Annotated in this window: 14 protein-coding genes; 5 read left to right on the top strand and 9 right to left on the bottom strand. The window is 37.5% G+C overall.

Annotated elements, in window-relative coordinates:
* Positions 1–2: 2 nt before the first annotated feature.
* The 6 genes from ACFSUL_RS16165 to ACFSUL_RS16140 all read right to left on the bottom strand — a co-directional run bounded on the left by ACFSUL_RS16165 (position 3) and on the right by ACFSUL_RS16140 (position 6,972).
* On the bottom strand, positions 3–1,562 hold the full coding sequence (locus ACFSUL_RS16165) for a sodium/proline symporter (protein ID WP_377936971.1): 1,560 nt from the start codon (positions 1,560–1,562) through the stop codon (positions 3–5).
* 16 nt (positions 1,563–1,578) lie between these two features.
* Complete coding sequence (locus ACFSUL_RS16160) at positions 1,579–1,701, bottom strand: hypothetical protein (protein WP_377936970.1); 123 nt, start codon at positions 1,699–1,701, stop codon at positions 1,579–1,581.
* A gap of 418 nt (positions 1,702–2,119) precedes the next feature.
* The gene (locus ACFSUL_RS16155) at positions 2,120–3,778 is read right to left on the bottom strand and encodes an amidohydrolase (RefSeq protein WP_377936969.1); all 1,659 of its coding nucleotides are present in this window, start codon (positions 3,776–3,778) and stop codon (positions 2,120–2,122) included.
* A gap of 132 nt (positions 3,779–3,910) precedes the next feature.
* Positions 3,911–5,374 (bottom strand): sodium:solute symporter family protein, encoded by a 1,464-nt coding sequence (locus tag ACFSUL_RS16150; protein ID WP_377936968.1) that lies wholly within the window; start codon positions 5,372–5,374, stop codon positions 3,911–3,913.
* Entirely contained in the window at positions 5,374–5,595 is a 222-nt protein-coding gene (locus ACFSUL_RS16145) for a DUF3311 domain-containing protein (RefSeq protein WP_071412359.1), read from the bottom strand. The genes ACFSUL_RS16150 and ACFSUL_RS16145 overlap by 1 nt, the downstream gene beginning before the upstream one ends.
* Before the next feature lie 126 nt (positions 5,596–5,721).
* Positions 5,722–6,972, bottom strand: coding sequence for a M20 family metallo-hydrolase (locus ACFSUL_RS16140; protein WP_377936967.1), 1,251 nt, complete (start codon positions 6,970–6,972; stop codon positions 5,722–5,724).
* Positions 6,973–7,188: 216 nt separating this feature from the next.
* Here ACFSUL_RS16140 and ACFSUL_RS16135 point away from each other — a divergent pair, with 216 nt between their 5' ends.
* Positions 7,189–7,941, top strand: coding sequence for a hypothetical protein (locus tag ACFSUL_RS16135; protein WP_377936966.1), 753 nt, complete (start codon positions 7,189–7,191; stop codon positions 7,939–7,941).
* 26 nt (positions 7,942–7,967) lie between these two features.
* Complete coding sequence (locus ACFSUL_RS16130) at positions 7,968–9,596, top strand: glycosyl hydrolase family 18 protein (protein ID WP_377936965.1); 1,629 nt, start codon at positions 7,968–7,970, stop codon at positions 9,594–9,596.
* 156 nt (positions 9,597–9,752) lie between these two features.
* Here ACFSUL_RS16130 and ACFSUL_RS16125 read toward each other — a convergent pair whose 3' ends face one another.
* Positions 9,753–10,088: a rhodanese-like domain-containing protein gene (locus tag ACFSUL_RS16125; protein WP_377936964.1), complete on the bottom strand. Its 336-nt coding sequence runs from the start codon at positions 10,086–10,088 to the stop codon at positions 9,753–9,755.
* Positions 10,089–10,344: 256 nt separating this feature from the next.
* Here ACFSUL_RS16125 and ACFSUL_RS16120 point away from each other — a divergent pair, with 256 nt between their 5' ends.
* Together ACFSUL_RS16120 and ACFSUL_RS16115 are read left to right on the top strand one after the other, a co-directional pair.
* Positions 10,345–11,502, top strand: coding sequence for a glycoside hydrolase family 18 protein (locus ACFSUL_RS16120; protein ID WP_377936963.1), 1,158 nt, complete (start codon positions 10,345–10,347; stop codon positions 11,500–11,502).
* 216 nt (positions 11,503–11,718) lie between these two features.
* Positions 11,719–12,558 carry an MBL fold metallo-hydrolase gene (locus ACFSUL_RS16115; protein WP_377936962.1) on the top strand — a complete coding sequence of 280 codons (840 nt, stop codon included), beginning with the start codon at positions 11,719–11,721 and terminating at the stop codon, positions 12,556–12,558.
* Positions 12,559–12,573: 15 nt separating this feature from the next.
* On the opposite strand, the gene ACFSUL_RS16110 is transcribed toward ACFSUL_RS16115, so the two are convergent.
* Together ACFSUL_RS16110 and pepF are read right to left on the bottom strand one after the other, a co-directional pair.
* Complete coding sequence (locus tag ACFSUL_RS16110) at positions 12,574–13,227, bottom strand: NUDIX hydrolase (protein ID WP_377936961.1); 654 nt, start codon at positions 13,225–13,227, stop codon at positions 12,574–12,576.
* A 223-nt stretch (positions 13,228–13,450) separates the two neighbouring features.
* Positions 13,451–15,238, bottom strand: a complete 1,788-nt coding sequence (gene pepF / locus ACFSUL_RS16105) for an oligoendopeptidase F (RefSeq protein WP_377936960.1) — start codon at positions 15,236–15,238, stop codon at positions 13,451–13,453.
* A 179-nt stretch (positions 15,239–15,417) separates the two neighbouring features.
* On the opposite strand from pepF, the gene ACFSUL_RS16100 reads away from it, so the two are divergent.
* Positions 15,418–16,188 carry a hypothetical protein gene (locus tag ACFSUL_RS16100; protein WP_377936959.1) on the top strand — a complete coding sequence of 257 codons (771 nt, stop codon included), beginning with the start codon at positions 15,418–15,420 and terminating at the stop codon, positions 16,186–16,188.
* The last annotated feature ends 207 nt before the right edge of the window (positions 16,189–16,395 follow it).

Below are 16,395 nucleotides of genomic sequence, written 5' to 3'. Positions count from 1 at the left end.
ACCTACAAAGGATTTGGTTTTTCTGTATAGAATTCCGAAATGTTTTTTGCTTCCGGTGATAAATCTTTTGAAATATTTTTTTCAATAGACTGCGATAATTTACGAGGTCCTTTCGCCGCTTCAAATGCACCGATAACTTTTTGAGAAGGTGTACGCCCGAAATTGTTTCCAATAAATATGCCGATGATGGAAACGACCAATCCAGCTAAAAATGGATGGATAGCTGTGTAGGCTTCTAAATCCCCAACTGTCCATAAAACATTTGTAATACCACCGCTTATCATCGAAGTTAAAACTCCTACATTTGTCGCCTTTTTCATATAAACAGAAGCTACATATGGAACTAAGAAGCTATTACCTAGTACTCCAAACGCAAAGACAACAAGTGTAAAAACGGAAGGCGGTTCAAAAATGGCAACGACAACCCCAACTATTCCACCAATAAGTATACACAAACGTGAGACTAGTACCATTTTTGTAGGACTTGCCTTTTTATTAATAAAGCGTTGGTATACGTCCCGTGATAAAATAGTTCCTGCTTGCATTAAGCATGAATCAGATGTTGACATGATGGCAGCCATAATTGCAGATAGTAAGATAGCTGCAAAAAAGCCTGGGAAAAACGTGTAAGCAAGCTCAGGTATTACCATTTCGGGATCTCCTAGTGTGGGAAGCATCACAATTCCAACAAGACCCAATAGATAAGGAGTAAAGATAAAAATTTGATTCCATGTTGCTGAAAATAGAATTGCTCCTTTTACGGTTTTTGTACTTTTCATAGACATATGCCGTACAACAACATGTGGAAGCCCCATGTAGCCGACACTATAGATAAGAATAGCGCCAAGTACGACGCCCCACTGGCCATAGTAGGCTAAATCTTTTCCCCAAATACTTAAATAGGTTGGGTCAATACCAGAAAGAGCTTTATTTAGACCAGACAAACCACCAATATGAAACATCGCCATAATTCCTATTCCAAGAACGCCTAATACCATAATGATACCTTGCACGAAGTCCGTCCATACAACTGCTAGGTATCCCCCTGCGACCGTATAAGTGATAATAACACTAACCCCTATTATTAGACAGGTTTCATAAGATAAGCCTGTCAGCATCGTTAATGCTTTTCCAGAAGCAATAAATTGGGCAAATACATATGCCATTAAAAAAATGATTGAAATAATAGAGCCAACGATTCGGACTGCTGGACTTTCAAAGCGCTTTTCTAAATATTCGATTGGGGAAAGAGCTCCTAGTAACTCTGAAAGTCTGCGCATCCTTTTCCCTAATACGGATAGGTTTATGATGGATCCTCCAGCATCACCAATGGCATACCACAGTGCATACCATCCTTGTTGAAACGCAAGTGCTGGTCCCCCCATGAACATATAACCACTCATGGAGCTGCTTTGCATCGTTAGAGCCGTAACAGCGGGACCCAAACTTCTACCACCCAGTAAATAATTATCTATTGATTTAGAAGCCTTTCTTGTGAACCAAATACCTACACCTAATAAAATGAGTAAGTAAACGATAAAAATTAGTGCATCAGATTTCATTGGCTAAGTGTCCCCCCTATTTCTCATTTTCTAGTTCATCATCTTTTTTCATTTTAAAATAAATGACTAAAGCAATACCTACCCATATAAAAGGCCATGGAATAAACCACAGAAATGTTTCAAGCGGAAGATTAAACATTAAATCACCTCTAATCATCTCATTATGTTTTGAAAGCGGTTTCATATTATGATAGTAGAGGAGAATTTGTCCTTTTTCATTAGACAAAGTGTAATTTATTTTTAAAGTATTCTTGACACTTTGTTAACGGAGTAATAAAAGAAATAGCAAACTTAATGGATAACGAAAGGATGTAGTCTAAAGCTAGTAGCTATCACTTTTTGAAAATGGTTTTATGACAAAAAGAATACAGATTTTCATTGTAAAACTAATTCGTATTGTTTTCTTCTAACAAATTAAAAACCCACCATGGCTCGCATTGCGAACCATGGTGGGTTCAGTAAAATAATTATGTTGACTAATGTTTGGTTTGGACAATCCTTTTTCTTCCACCAATCGTCTCATTTTAGCTTTGTGGCTATATTCTAGGTGCATGTTTTTATAGCTTGATATGCTTTTTTCTTTTTTTGTTATTACTCGTAAGAAGATAGGTTGGATCATATAAAACCTCACCATCCACCATTGTGAGTTCAACTTTGACATCTTTTATCTTTGTTTTATCAACATGTAAAATGCTATCGTTTAACACAACAAGATCAGCTAATTTACCAACTTCGATGCTGCCTTTAGATTTTTCTTCAAAACTTGCATATGCACCATTCCAGGTATATGCACGAATAGCTTCCATGATATCAATACATTGGTTTTCTCCTACTGCTTGTCCTTTCCATGACCTTCTGTTGACTGCTGCGTGGATACCAAGTAATGGATCGAGAAACGAAACGGGTGCATCCGATCCAAATGCAGCAATAATTCCTCGATCAGCGTAATCGCGAGCAGGATACATGACCTTTACACGTTCCCCGTAAAACTCGAGATACCTGTCCCCGTTTGCAAACATAAATACTGGATTAGGAATAGCGACGACACCAAGCTTTTTCATTCTTTCTTGTAAATCTCGAGAAGCGATTCCAGCATGTTCAATTCTGTGACGGTGGTCAATGCGTGGGTGTTCCAATAACGCCTTTTCAATACAATTTAAAAGCATTTCAATCGCTCTGTCTCCTTGGGCATGGGCGGTAATCTGAAAGCCTTTTTTATGTGCTTCTCCTAATATGCGGTTTAATTCGTCTTGACTGTAATAAATAATTCCATAATCATCCTGCGCATGTGAATATGGTTGACGTGTTGCGATAGTTGGTCCTACACTACTACCGTCTGTAAACAATTTGGCTGGACCGATTTTAAACCAATCATCACCTAGACCTGTAATGGGACCTGCCTCAACCATTTTATGAACAAAATCATGAGAATTTGTTAAAGAACCTATTATTGCATACACCCGCACATTAATTTCATTCGATTTAATAGCTTGCTGCATAATCTGAAGTGTTTGGGAGCCATCTCCGTATGCGCCTGCATCATGAACGCTTGTTATACCAGCTTGAATGAATTCATCAGAAGCAAGTTTCATTCCTTTTCTTAATTCCTCTTTAGAGTAACTTGCGTATTTAAATAGTTGCATATGAGCATTTTCTAACAATTTCCCTGTAAGATTTCCGCTTTGATTACGTTCGATAATTCCTCCATCAGGATCTGGGGTGCTTTCTGAAAAATTTGCGATTTCTAATGCTTTGCTATTGGCTATAGAAGTGTGGTTACATGTTCGAATTACGACAATTGGATGATCAGTAGAAATTTCATCTAGCTCTTCTTTCGTGGGAAAACGGTTTTCTTTCAACTTTGTCTCATTGAACCCCCAAGCCCGAACCCACTGCCCCTTAGGTGTCTCTTGTGCCTTTTTTCGCAGATCAGCAAATATATCTTGAAGAGATTGAATGTGTGGGGCAACACAGCTTACTCCTAATAGATTTGTCCCGTAAATAGTAAGATGTAAATGTGCGTCGATAAAGCCTGGAAGAAGTGCTTTTCCACCAAGATCGATAACAACTGTTTCGTCTGTACGATATTCCTCGACTTCTTTGTTTGAACCAACAGCGATAATACGGTTCTCTTTAATTGCTACCGCCTCTACTACTCTATTATTTTGATCAACAGTAACAACCTCTCCATTAATGAATACACTATCTGCTTTCATATTTTCTCCTCTCTGTTAACTCCGAAAATATTTCTTTTAAAAAATAATCGTCGGCATTCTATAAAAATAGACGGTAACCGACGATAGTTTTTCAAAAGATAGCGAATGAAATAGCTACGCACCTTGAGCTCCTTAAGCTACATCAACATATTTATTAGCACCGTCCTCTTGAGGTTTTGTAAAATAGCAAACGGGAACCATGACGATGATATTCGCAATTAACCCTAGTATACCTGCATGAATGTCGAACGGTGTGGAGCTTGCAACAAGTTGAAAATAATAGTTCACTATTGTTCCGACAATAAGACCGGCAATGACTCCTTTGGCCGTTGCCCGTTTCCAAAATAATGCACTGTACACTCCTGGAGCGAACTGTACAATCGATCCATAAGCCCCTAGTAATAAAGCAATTAAGCCTTGACCGCCAAAAACGGTAATATAATAAGCTAAAGCGCCAATTACAAAAACACCAATACGCATAAGTAGGAGCGTCTTTTTATCGGAAAGGTCTTTCCAAATGTTTTTTATAACCCCGTCTGTAACCTCTAGTGAAGCGCTGTGAGTAATGGCGTCGGCGGTCGACATTGCTGCTGCAAGAGCTCCTGCACCTACAAGTCCGTACACCCATCCAGGTAAATTCATAACGGTTGTAATTAAATAAGGCAAAATTTGATCAGCGTTTTCAAGTTGACCTGAATCAATCATTCCCTTTGCCGCAAATCCTACTAATAAAAGCGGAACAAGAAATAAAGCGAAAATGGGGTAAGCAAGCACCGTCTTCTTCATTGTTTTAGTGTTAGATGCATAGGATTTTGAGAACAAGTGCGGCCACATTAAAAACCCTATAACGGAGACTAAGATCGTTGTTGAATAAGCGGTTGTCCCCATCGTTGATCCATCTTTTCCTATCTGTAAAAACTCAGGTTGGTCTTTTATGATATTTGTAAACATTTCCGTGGTGCCACCGTGTAATTGATTGACGATTGCCAGCCCAACAACCCATGAAATAATTATCATTAGCATTCCTTGAAACACATCTGACCAAGCTGCAGCACGTAATCCGCCCGTTGCAACGTAAATAACAACAATGCCATAAGATGCAAGTGCTCCGAGCCAAAATGGTATACGTCCCTCTGTCATGATGTTAAAGATATGAGCCATCCCGGTCATCTGTGTTGCTAAATATTGAATCGATGCAAAAAGTGCAATTAAACCAACTAGAATAGCTAAAATCGGACTATTAAATCGTCCTTTTAGAAAAGCGGAAACGGTATAGAGTTGATATTTTTTCCCAATCTTCCCAATCTTCGGTCCAATAATATACCAAGGTAAAATAGCAAATGCGGTATAAGTAATAATATAGAGAGCTGGAGCCCCTTTTGAATATGCCCACCCTGGAGCACCTAGAAAGGAAAAGGCACTAAACACAGCTCCCCCCATTAAAAACCACATAACAAATAATCCTAGTTTTCCACCTGCTACTGCAAATTCCTCAAGCGAACCGCCATCTCTTCCTCTACCCGCTAGTACTCCTATGATAAGAGCAACTACCAAGTACCCAATCATCATAATAAGAGCTATTTGCCAGTTTGGCATTATACATCCCCCTCTTCGTCTTTTTCGGGGTCAAGGAAATACAAAACTAGTAACGCTAAAAAAGTAATGACAATCCATAATATGACCCAAAAGAATGAAAATGGTAATCCGAAAACAATGGGGGTAGCACGATTGCCGATTTCAAATAAGGGAAAAACTAGCATTAAAAACGGAATCAGTCCAATAATCACGTATAGGGTGTTAAACTTTTTTCGGCTCATTCTCCAACTCCTTACATAACATATATTTAGTGCGGTAGGTATCCAATAAATAAAATAAAACCTATCATGTTATTGGTTATTTGAGGAATCATTGAGTAAGACTGACAGGATTCCTCAAATAACCATTTAATTGCTTGCCATTTTAGTAGTGGTCCGATACAACAGTTCTGTTCCTAAACTGATATCTTCAAACGATGCAAACTCTTTCGGGTTATGGCTGATACCGTCCTTACATCGAACAAATATCATTCCGTACTCGCATGCATAAGACATAGCTAAAGAATCGTGAAAAGGACCACTCATTAATTCAATTGGATGCAACCCTATTTCCCTACTTTCATTCTCCATTACTTTCATTATTTTGTTGGAACAATAGCGAGGTTCACTGTTTGTATCTTCGGAGATTTTATAGGTTAATTCGTGCTTTTCTGTTATGTCATGTATTCTCTTTCTTAATTGCTCTTCGATTCTATTGCGTCTTTCGATATCGATATCTCTTAAATCAACAGTGAAGCTCACCTTTTCTGGTATGATATTACGGGAGTCTGGGAAAGTATTTATACTTCCAACTGTCCCAACGGTTGGTGCTTCTGGGTCTTGATTTGCTAGTTCATTAAGTGCAACGATGATTTCGGAAGCACCTACTAGCGCATCCTGTCGCATATACATCGGTACTGAGCCGGCGTGACCGGCGAACCCTTCTAATTCAACTGTCAACCATAATGGTCCTGAAATACCAGAAACAATACCAATGGGTGTATCCTTCGCTTCTAGAATTGGACCTTGTTCAATATGCATTTCCATAAATGCAGAAATACTACCTTCTGGGTATTCTGAATCTTTGAAGTTATCTGGGTTGCAGCCGAATTGAATTAAAGCCTCTTTCCTAGTGATACCGTTTTTATCCGTTCGTTCTAATTCACCATCTTCTAGTTTTCCGAGTATTCCTCTCGCCCCAAACAAGCCCTTATTAAAGCGACACCCTTCTTCATCTGAAAATGCTACCACTTCAATTGGCATGCTCGGGGTTAATTTTTGCTCTTTCATTGTTTGAACTACTTCTAGTGCACCTAGTACCCCAATTACCCCATCAAACCTTCCACCATAAGGTTGAGAATCGATATGGGAGCCGAGCATCAAAATGGGTGCTTCTGGATTTTGCCCTTCCAGACGACCAATCAAATTTCCAAAATCATCAATGCGTGCGGTTAATCCAGCTTCCTCCATCCACGTTTTTACTGTTTCCACCGCCTGCCTGTCCTCATCTGACAAAGCAAGTCGACAAACGCCTGTCTCTCCAATTTTACCTATTTGCGATAGACTAGTAATTCTTTCTTCTAATCGTTTTTTGTTTATTGTTAAAGATGAAACTGCCATAAAATCCCTCCTCCTATATAATTATACAGAATATTCAGTATTAATTATATAGGAGAAGCCTCCCGATATCATTTTACCTAGTGTTAAATAAATGTTGCTGTATCGTTACATTTTGTTAAAAGTAAACTTACCCCTTTACATAGGAACTAATTTTTTATGATTAATAATCTTGCTTTGAAGAACACTACGAAAAACAGGAGAAAAAGGAGTGTCTTCATGTATAAACACCTAAACCGAATTGGATTCGTTTTCATTTTTCTTCTTGTTGCGTGTAATCACACGGATCAACCATCTTTAGATGAAAAGTTTATGGAGAATTCATCAGAAAAAGAGCGATTCATTCCGCTTTCCACGAAGGACAGTCAGCTAGAAGGAAAGGAAGAAAATCAGTCAAAAAGCAATGCACCAAACAACATAACAAACAGTCAGGATGAACCAAAAGACCTAGGTTATGGAATCCCACAAGAACCCCCTAGTCAACAACAAGATGTGCAGAAGTTAACAGACACAGATTCAGAGCAAAAAAGGCATGTAGTCCGACTCCCTTTTCAAGATTTTAAGGAACGATGGAACGCTATTTCGAATGAACAAGGGTCAAACTTAATTATCTCATCTTTTGAAAGGGTAACAGAAGAAGGCGTTACTTTTTACAGGGCTCCTTTTCACAATCGTACAAAATTACGCGTATTTACTACAGATCAAACCGTCCAACGATTACAAATAATTGGTGAAGGACGAACACATGCCGATGTTCTTTCGATGTTAACAGGATGGAGCCAAGTTTTTTATATGCTAAATCCTGCATTCGCTCCGCATCATATTGATACTCTATTTCATGAACTCGGTGTAGCACCTAACGCGAATTTAGAAGATGTGAAGGAAAATACACTTACCCACGAGGGAATTCAATACAAGGTAATTCCTACGGATACTGGTTACATGTTTGAAGCCTCTTATCCTAACGATTAGTTTTTTAAAATGAAAGGATTGCAGTTATGAATAGTTTAAAAAAAGTCATCGGATTACTCCTTGTTCTTATTATGATAGTGAATGGTACCACTCCCTCTCATGCCCAAACAAATTTATTTAATATGTCGTATATATTTTTTGGAGGACCGAATAGTTACCTTAATCAAGTTAATGCGACAAAAGGGAGCTTAGATGTGGTTTCCCCTAGCTATTTTGACATTACAAAGGAAGGTAGGTTAAGTGTTACCTGGACATTACAAACTTCTTTTATTAATGAAATGCATAAACGCGGAATCAAAGTCGTGCCATTTTTATCGAATCACTGGAATTATACAGCAGGTACAACTGGATTGGAAAATCGTGAGCAACTTGCAAAAGAGGTTGCTTCAGCAATTGAAAAGTATCATTTAGATGGTGTTAATGTGGATATTGAAGGAATCGGGTCTGCCTATAAGGATGTTCATACAGACTTTATTCGACTACTCCGGCAGTATGTTCCACGTCAAAAAGAGGTGTCTGTATCGGTTGCTGCAAACCCAAACGGCTGGAAAACGGGTTGGCATGGCTTTTACGATTACAAAAGAATATCAGACTATGCTGATTATCTGATGATCATGGCATATGACGAAAGTTGGGAGTCTCCAGATAGCCCGATTGGACCAGTGGCAAGTATCTCATTTTCCGAACGGTCTATTCAATATGCTATTAATCAAGAAGTGCCGAAAGAAAAGATTGTTTACGGTCTCCCTTTTTACGGACGAATGTGGAAGTTAGATGGGCCTACTTTAGAAAACCGCTCGATTACAGGGATGGGTTTATCAAGCACAAGAGTGGATCCTCTCGTTACAAAATTTAATGGGAAAATCCAGTTTGATGAAAAAACACAATCATCCTATGCAACGTTTACGATTCCAAGGGGTGAATCGGCTTTTGTTGGGAGTACAAAATTAACAGAAGGAGAATATATCATTTGGTATGAAAACGAGCGGTCTATAAAAGCAAAATTGCGGCTTCCGACGAAATATGGAATAAAAGGAACCGGCTCATGGTCGCTCTATCACGAAACTCCTAATACGTGGGATTATTATTCTTTATGGTTAAATGGCAGTTATTTTGTAGATGTCCCTTCGGATTATTGGGCAGAGCCTAGTATTCATTTAGTGTCTCAAAAAGGCTGGATGCTTGGAAACACTAGTACGACTTTCTCGCCGAATACAACCTTAACAAGAGCACAAGGAGCTGTTATTCTTGTAAGGGCACTTGGAAACGAAGAAATGGAACCAAAGGAATTTCGGTTTAAGGATATACGTGGCCATTGGGCTCAAAAGGAAATTGAAATCGCTAGGGAACTTGGATACCTAGATGGGAAAAAACCAGGTTTCTTTGATCCCAATGCTCCTCTAACTCGAGCACAACTGGCAAAAATTCTTTATAACATATTCGACTACTCTACAAAGGAAACCGCATCAAGTCCTTTTGATGATGTTCCTACTGGGCATTGGTCGTATCAACCAATCGTCGCAATCTATCAACAGGGACATATAACAGGATATAAAGACGGAACATTTCGCCCAGGAGCGAACTCGACAAGGGCCCAAATGGCGGCTTTAATGGAAAGAATGTCAGCGGATTTTGTTAGAGAACGGAATGAGTAAACGTTACAATAAACTGGCTTGTTCATCATCAACAAATTTTTAAAAGGGGCAGAACCAATAGTTATTGGTTCTGCCCCTTTTAATTGTAAAATCAAGCGTGTTAGTACGATATGGATAAAAAACGTTTCCTATGTATTCTCGCTTTGTCGACTCTAATCATTTTTCGGTTAAGTGTTCCTTCCAGGCAGTAATACCGCCTTCTAGCAAGGTAACATTATAGTTTTTTTCTGATAAGATAGCAGCGCATTTTCTTGCTGAATTACCAGTTGTACACGTAACAATAATTTCTTTGTTTTTTGGTAAAGTAGAAATGATATTAGCATTATTGTCATCTAAGTTAAAAATATGTGACTTTGGAATGTTGATACTTTGAATATCTCCCCCTTCAATATGCTCGTTTTCATATTTTTCTTCCGCACGAACATCGAGAATACAGATTTCATCATTTGCTTCTACTTTTTCTCTTAATTCTTTTGGTAAGATTGTTTTCATAATAAAAATAGGCTCCCTTTAAAAAATATTTCTTTATACAAATATAGTACACAATATAGTACCGCGGATAAACAAAAAGTAATTAGTAAATGGCCCTTTTGAATTTTATAGTTATCTCAAATTTCGAGGAATAAAGCTTGCTCCTGCATCCCACTATTCCCTACTCTAAAACGAATATGCTTGATATTACCATCGCCTACTAATCTCCTATTTTGATACAATTTTTATGTTCAAGAATTTTAGGAGGAATACATCTATGAAAAACTATAAACTCCTCCTTGCACTGGTAATGGTCCTTACCTTTACGGGAGGTTTTTTTGCAGGAATGTTCGTTTCTACTAATAGCCAGCAAGAAAACGCAGAACAAATAAAACATGTAAAACAAGCACCGCTTTCAGCCAAAAGCCCTAGCCTGAAAGAAAAACCAAAGTGGGAATCGGAGCAATCAAAAGCATTGATCGGCTATGTTCAGGATTTTCGTGATCCAGAAACGGTCGATTATGACAATTTGACCCATATTATTTTCTCGTTTGCTCATCCGACAAAGGAAGGTGATCTTTTGTTTAATGGTGAAACTGCTAAGCGTAACTTACGGGAAATGGTGGCAAAAGCTCATAAGCAGAATACAAAAGTAATATTAGCCATAGGTGGGTGGTATCACATCAAAGGTGGAGAATCTTATGAGTACTTTAAGCAAGCAATTACTAATTCTACCTCGCGAACAAAGCTTGTGAATGAGCTTGTGAATATAACAAATCAAGAAAACTTAGATGGGATTGATATTGATTTTGAACACCCTCGCTCAAAGGAAGATGCTCAAAATCTTGCTATGTTTACGAAGGCATTAAGTGAAACGTTGCACCAAAAAAATAAAGAATTATCGATAGCAGTTAATGCAAAAGTTCATAGTGTTGCAGGTACTGAAATTACTAATGTTGTGTATGAACCATCGCTGTTCAAACATGTCGACCATGTAAACATCATGGCTTATGATGGGCAGTGGGATGGTGGATACAATGCAGCCAATTTGTCTCCTTATTCGTACGCAGAAGACATTGTAAACTATTGGACTAGCTTGTTCGATACGCATAAACTTTCAAAAGAAAAACTTATACTCGGCGTTCCTTTTTATGCTCAACCGGAAAATCAAGATAGTAAGCAATTATCCTATGCGGCAATCATCAAAAGTAATCCAGAAAATGCAGAACGTGATACAGTTAACATGAACGGAACAACCTATCATTATAATGGAGAAAATACCGTTGAAAAGAAAACAAAATTAGCGCTTAACAATGGTTTCGGTGGAATGATGTTGTGGGAAGCAGGACATGATGCGAGTGGAACACATAGTTTGACAGCGGTTATTTCGGAGACATTGGATAGAGCTAGTCAATATGTTCTTAACGAGAGATAATAAGAAGCAAGAAAGCGAGGGAATTTTCAACCCCTCGCTTTTTACATATTTCCGTCTTCTCTCCTTTTTTAAAAAGCCTTTTATTCCTCTTATTTTTTGCTGCAAAACGAGTGATTTAAATCGTAATCTATATATTATAGAAGGAGTTTGGTACGCAGTGATGAATAGCTTATATAATGATAAAATTATTTCCATATTATTGAAAGGATGAGTTCGGTGCAAAGAAACAATGAAATAAAAATAATTCGTGTCCCTATTCCTACCCCAACATTGTGGCCAAATACAACAACGAATTGTTATTTAATAGGAAACGAGCAAGAAAGTATATTAGTTGATGCAGGCTATGATCAACAAGAAACAAAACAACAATTAAAGAAAGCTCTATTAGAGAACAATGTAGCAAAACCAAAATCTATTATTCTTACTCACTCCCACCGAGACCATGCCCCAGGGGTTCGACGATTAGTGGACTGGTCCCCTACTGTTTATTGCCATATAAATGAACTAGAAGCAATAAAGGCCGCTATTGCTCCGGTAAATGAGGTAAATACTCTACATAACGGGGAAATAATAAAAGTATCTAATGTAGAAATTACTGTCATGCATTGCCCTGGGCATACTAAGGGTCAATTAAATCTTTATATCCCGTCCAAACAGGTACTCATTGCTGGCGATAATATTGTAGGAGAAGGAACAACATGGATTGGTCCTCCAGATGGAGACATGAGTGACTATATTCATACATTACATCGCTTAAAACAATTACCATTAAGAAAAATTGGACCGGGGCATGGTGAGTGGGTTGTAAATCCTTATGAACAAATTGAATTCGTCTTAAACCGAAGAATATACCGGGAAAATCAAATTAAGTCTCTGCTTAAAGAGCACAGGTATTTAACATCTACAAGCTTGACGAAAATGATCTATGAAAATACGATTCACCCAAGCATTTTTGATGTTGCAAAAAGAACAACGGAAGCTCATCTTATAAAACTAATACAAGAGGGGTTCGTTTTACAAAAGGATTCCGTTTATTCAATGAAACCTTCGTTTTGAAGCGGTAATGGATTTTTATTTTTGTCTTTCAGGCATCATCAACGGAGCACCTTTTTGGTAATTCATTATCGTACGAAGGGAAGTAATTGTTGGTGAAACCATGGGCATTTTTCCACTTTTGTAAGCCGATATTGCTTCCTCTGGAGTAATCCAGAAAGCTTCATCAATTTCATGTGCATCAGGGTTTGGAGATTGACCTTCGGGAAGCTTAGCGAGAAAAAATCGAGTATCAAATCGAATAGGGTTCTTTTCTGGTGTTATTCGATTTCCAAAATACGTTATATTTTCAAGATTAAGAAAAAGTTTCTCCTGCTCTAATAGTTGTAAAAATGAGATTTCCTCATTTAACAGTAGGCGGCGATATTCTAATTCTGTTTTGTTAGTAAATTGAGCAGTTGAACCGTCGTCTCTACTGCAGAGTAGAATACCAACTTCTTCAAATAATTCTCTTGCAGCAGCTACATAATGAGCCTGACTAAAGGACTCATTTAAACTTCCATTTTTAATATACTTACTATCTATCACATTATCTTCTACTTCTACTGATCCACCCGGAAAAACATAAAATCCACCTAGAAATTTCATCGTTTTTGGTCTTTTTGTCAAATAGACTCTAGAAAAGTCATCCATTAACACTACGGTTGATGCAAGCTTCGGAATGACGGTCACGGCAGTCTCTCCTTTTACTTTTCATCATATTATGTTTAATCGAAAGTATTCTCACTTATTAATAGTTTTCTATTATATTCAATATTCAATCTACTATTTAGAATTTTCTTTGCTTAAAAAGTTTTTTCTTTTTTGCATGGTGGGATGGTAATTCAGCAAGCCCCGAAAAAGAAAAAGCACTTTTTCTTTTTCGGAGGATGTTTTTCATAAAGCAACCTTCTCGCTATAGCTTTGAGAATTCCTCTACCAATTCACTAAAACGTTTTAAAGAGTTTTCTATCGGTTCTGGTGTTGTTAAGTCCACTCCGGTCTTTTTTAACAACTCGAGCGGGTAGTCCGAACTTCCACTCTTTAAGAATTCCAAATAAGATTGTAGTGTTTCTTGATTGCCGTCAAGAATCTGTGTTGCTATATGGATCGCGGAAGCAAAACCAGTCGCATATTTGTAAACGTAAAATGGTCGATAAAAGTGAGGAATTCGTGACCATCCATATTTTACTTCGTCATCGAATACAATTTCTTCTCCATAGTATTCTCTGAACAATGTTTCGTACGTTTGGCTAAATACTTCGACATTGAGCGGCTGCCCCTGTTCCGCCATTTCGTGGGTCTTCTTTTCAAATTCCGCGAACATCACTTGTGTAAAGAATGTACCCTTGAACTGATCAATGAAATGGTTGAGTAAATGTTTTCGCATTTTTTCGTCTTTTTCATTCTTTAATAAATAATTAATTAACAGTACTTCATTGACGGTTGATGCCACTTCCGCCACAAAAATACTATAACGCGCTGTTATTTGTGGTTGATGTTGAGCACTGAGCTTGCTATGGACGCCATGACCACATTCGTGGGCTAATGTAAATAAACTGTCCAAATCATCCTGATGATTTAACAGGATAAATGGGTGAACGCCATATACTCCGAGATTGTATGCACCTGAGCGTTTACCAGGCGTTTCCCTTACATCAATATAGCGTGATTCTTTAAATTCTTTTAGGATGTTTATATACTCTTCTCCTAGAGGTGATAATGCTTTACACATTGTTTCATAAGCCTCTTCATACGAAATTACCTGTTTTACTCCACTTACTAATGGGACATTCAAGTCATATTGTCGAAGTTCCTCCAAATTCAATTTTTCTTTGCGAATTCGAGAGTATTCATGAAGTGGAGCAATATTGTTTTTCGTTGTATTGATGAGATTTTCATATACTTCTTTTGGAACCATATCACCGAATAATCCTTTTTCTAATGCAGAAGGGTAGTGACGGATTCTAGCTGTTGTAACATTGTTTTTAATTGCTGCTGAAAGTGTAGAGGCGATGGAATTCTTTAATTGTACATATGGCTGATAATACGCTTTATAGGCTTCCTTTCGCTTAGCACGATCTTCATCTTCAATCAATTTAGAGTACATACCCCTAGTCAGTTCGATACGTTCCCCATTGTCATCTGTAACTTCTCCAAACTTAATATCGGCATTATTCATCATGCCGAATGTATTACTTGGAGCCGAGAGTGCTTCCCCTAATTGTGATAGGACTTCTTCTTGCTCTTTACTTAACACATGTGCTTTATAACGGAACGATTCTAATAAGTCTTCTTCAAAGTACTTTAACCCTTCTTCTGCAGCTATGTATCCTTTTAATGTCTCTTCCTCTAAGCTAAGTAAATATGGCATAAAAAAGGATGTGGAAGCGCTAACTTTCACACTTAATTGTTTTGCTCGATCTAAAAAGGATTGAGGTTTTGTTTCTCTAGTATCTTCATCTACACTCAACATTGCATAAGCATAAATTTTGTTAAAGCGAAATGATAGCTCTTCACTTTGTTTCAGGTATTGATACAATGATTTCCCATCATGAATTTCACCATCAAATCCCTTGAGTTTCTTTGCCATTTTTTCAATAAGCTGATAATCTTCTTCCCATTTGCTAATATCAGAATAGATGTCTTCTAGCTTCCACTTTTCCTGAATTGGTACTTCCTTTCTGTTGCTATACGTCGTCATTAAAAGACTCCCTTTCTTCATTTTTCCATCATACTAAATATATTCTAATACTCTTCCCTTAAAACCTTCAAAACATATGTGGAAAAAAGAAATTTGATTTAGACTATTGTTAATAGTTCTTTCCATTATAAAACTGTCATTGTTATAGTGTACAATAATCAAGAAAGGAAGTGGAAATCATGGCTATCAATTTACCACATATTGAAGATGCAGAAAACACAATCTATCTTCCGCCTAAGGGAGATTATGAAACCTTTGTGGATGACTCTCACTATGAAGAAAAGGTTAGGGAATGGGGATTATCAACAACCAAAGAGGTAAAAAAGGAATTTTGGTATAAAGAAAGCACCCACCAACGTCTAGTGACTATCAAAGGGTATGAAGTGTATGGTGCAGCTACCGAACACAACACGGTTATTATCGAATTTCAAGACGGAAATTTAAGTTGTATTCATCCAGCCTATTTAAAGGAAATGCAGTCACCAAGTTTTGGTAAGGCAATTGCTTCTGACACAGAAGTGAAATCTTCGTCCTCACGTGTTCAAAAAGCTAAAAAAAGCTCTTCTAAACCAGCTGCTGTTCAGAAAAAATCGGTAGAGAAAAAAGAAAAAACCAAAAAGCTAGACTTACCGGAAGAAAAGGTCCATTTTACGGCATCAGTCAAACAGTTTGGTTTAAGTTGGAATAATTTCAAAGAAGAAAATGATGAAGTAGTTATACTTGAAAACGTTGTAGTCGACCAAGAAAATCCAATTGAAGTAGGACTTGCTTGGTGCTCCCACTCAAAAACGTTAAAGAAATTTGAACTTGTACCAGGAGAAACCCTAGAATTTGATGGGAAAATTGTGAAGAAAAAACTACCTAAAGCAAAAGATGCAGAAGAAGAATTTGTTGTAGATGTTCCTGTTTTGTACAAAATCAATAATCCGTCTAAGCTAAAGAAAAGCTAAAAGAACGTGTTTAGTTCTTTTAGCTTTTCTTCCCTTCTCCTTACCCCACAAAATAATAATGAAACAGCACCACCAATAAAATATACAGTCTTTATCATGAATTTTTGATGCCCCTAATAAAATGGTCATATAAGACGCAAGCTTACCACACTTTTAATTGAGTCATCATTCCAACCATGGTTTCTATATCCCTATTCATTTCCCATA

Origin of the sequence: Bacillus seohaeanensis (genome assembly GCF_042684945.1) — a bacterium.
GTDB lineage: Bacteria > Bacillota > Bacilli > Bacillales > Bacillaceae_B > Rossellomorea > Rossellomorea seohaeanensis.
The sequence above is the reverse complement of the archived record's forward strand: the minus strand, read 5'-3'. Positions and strand labels throughout refer to the sequence as shown.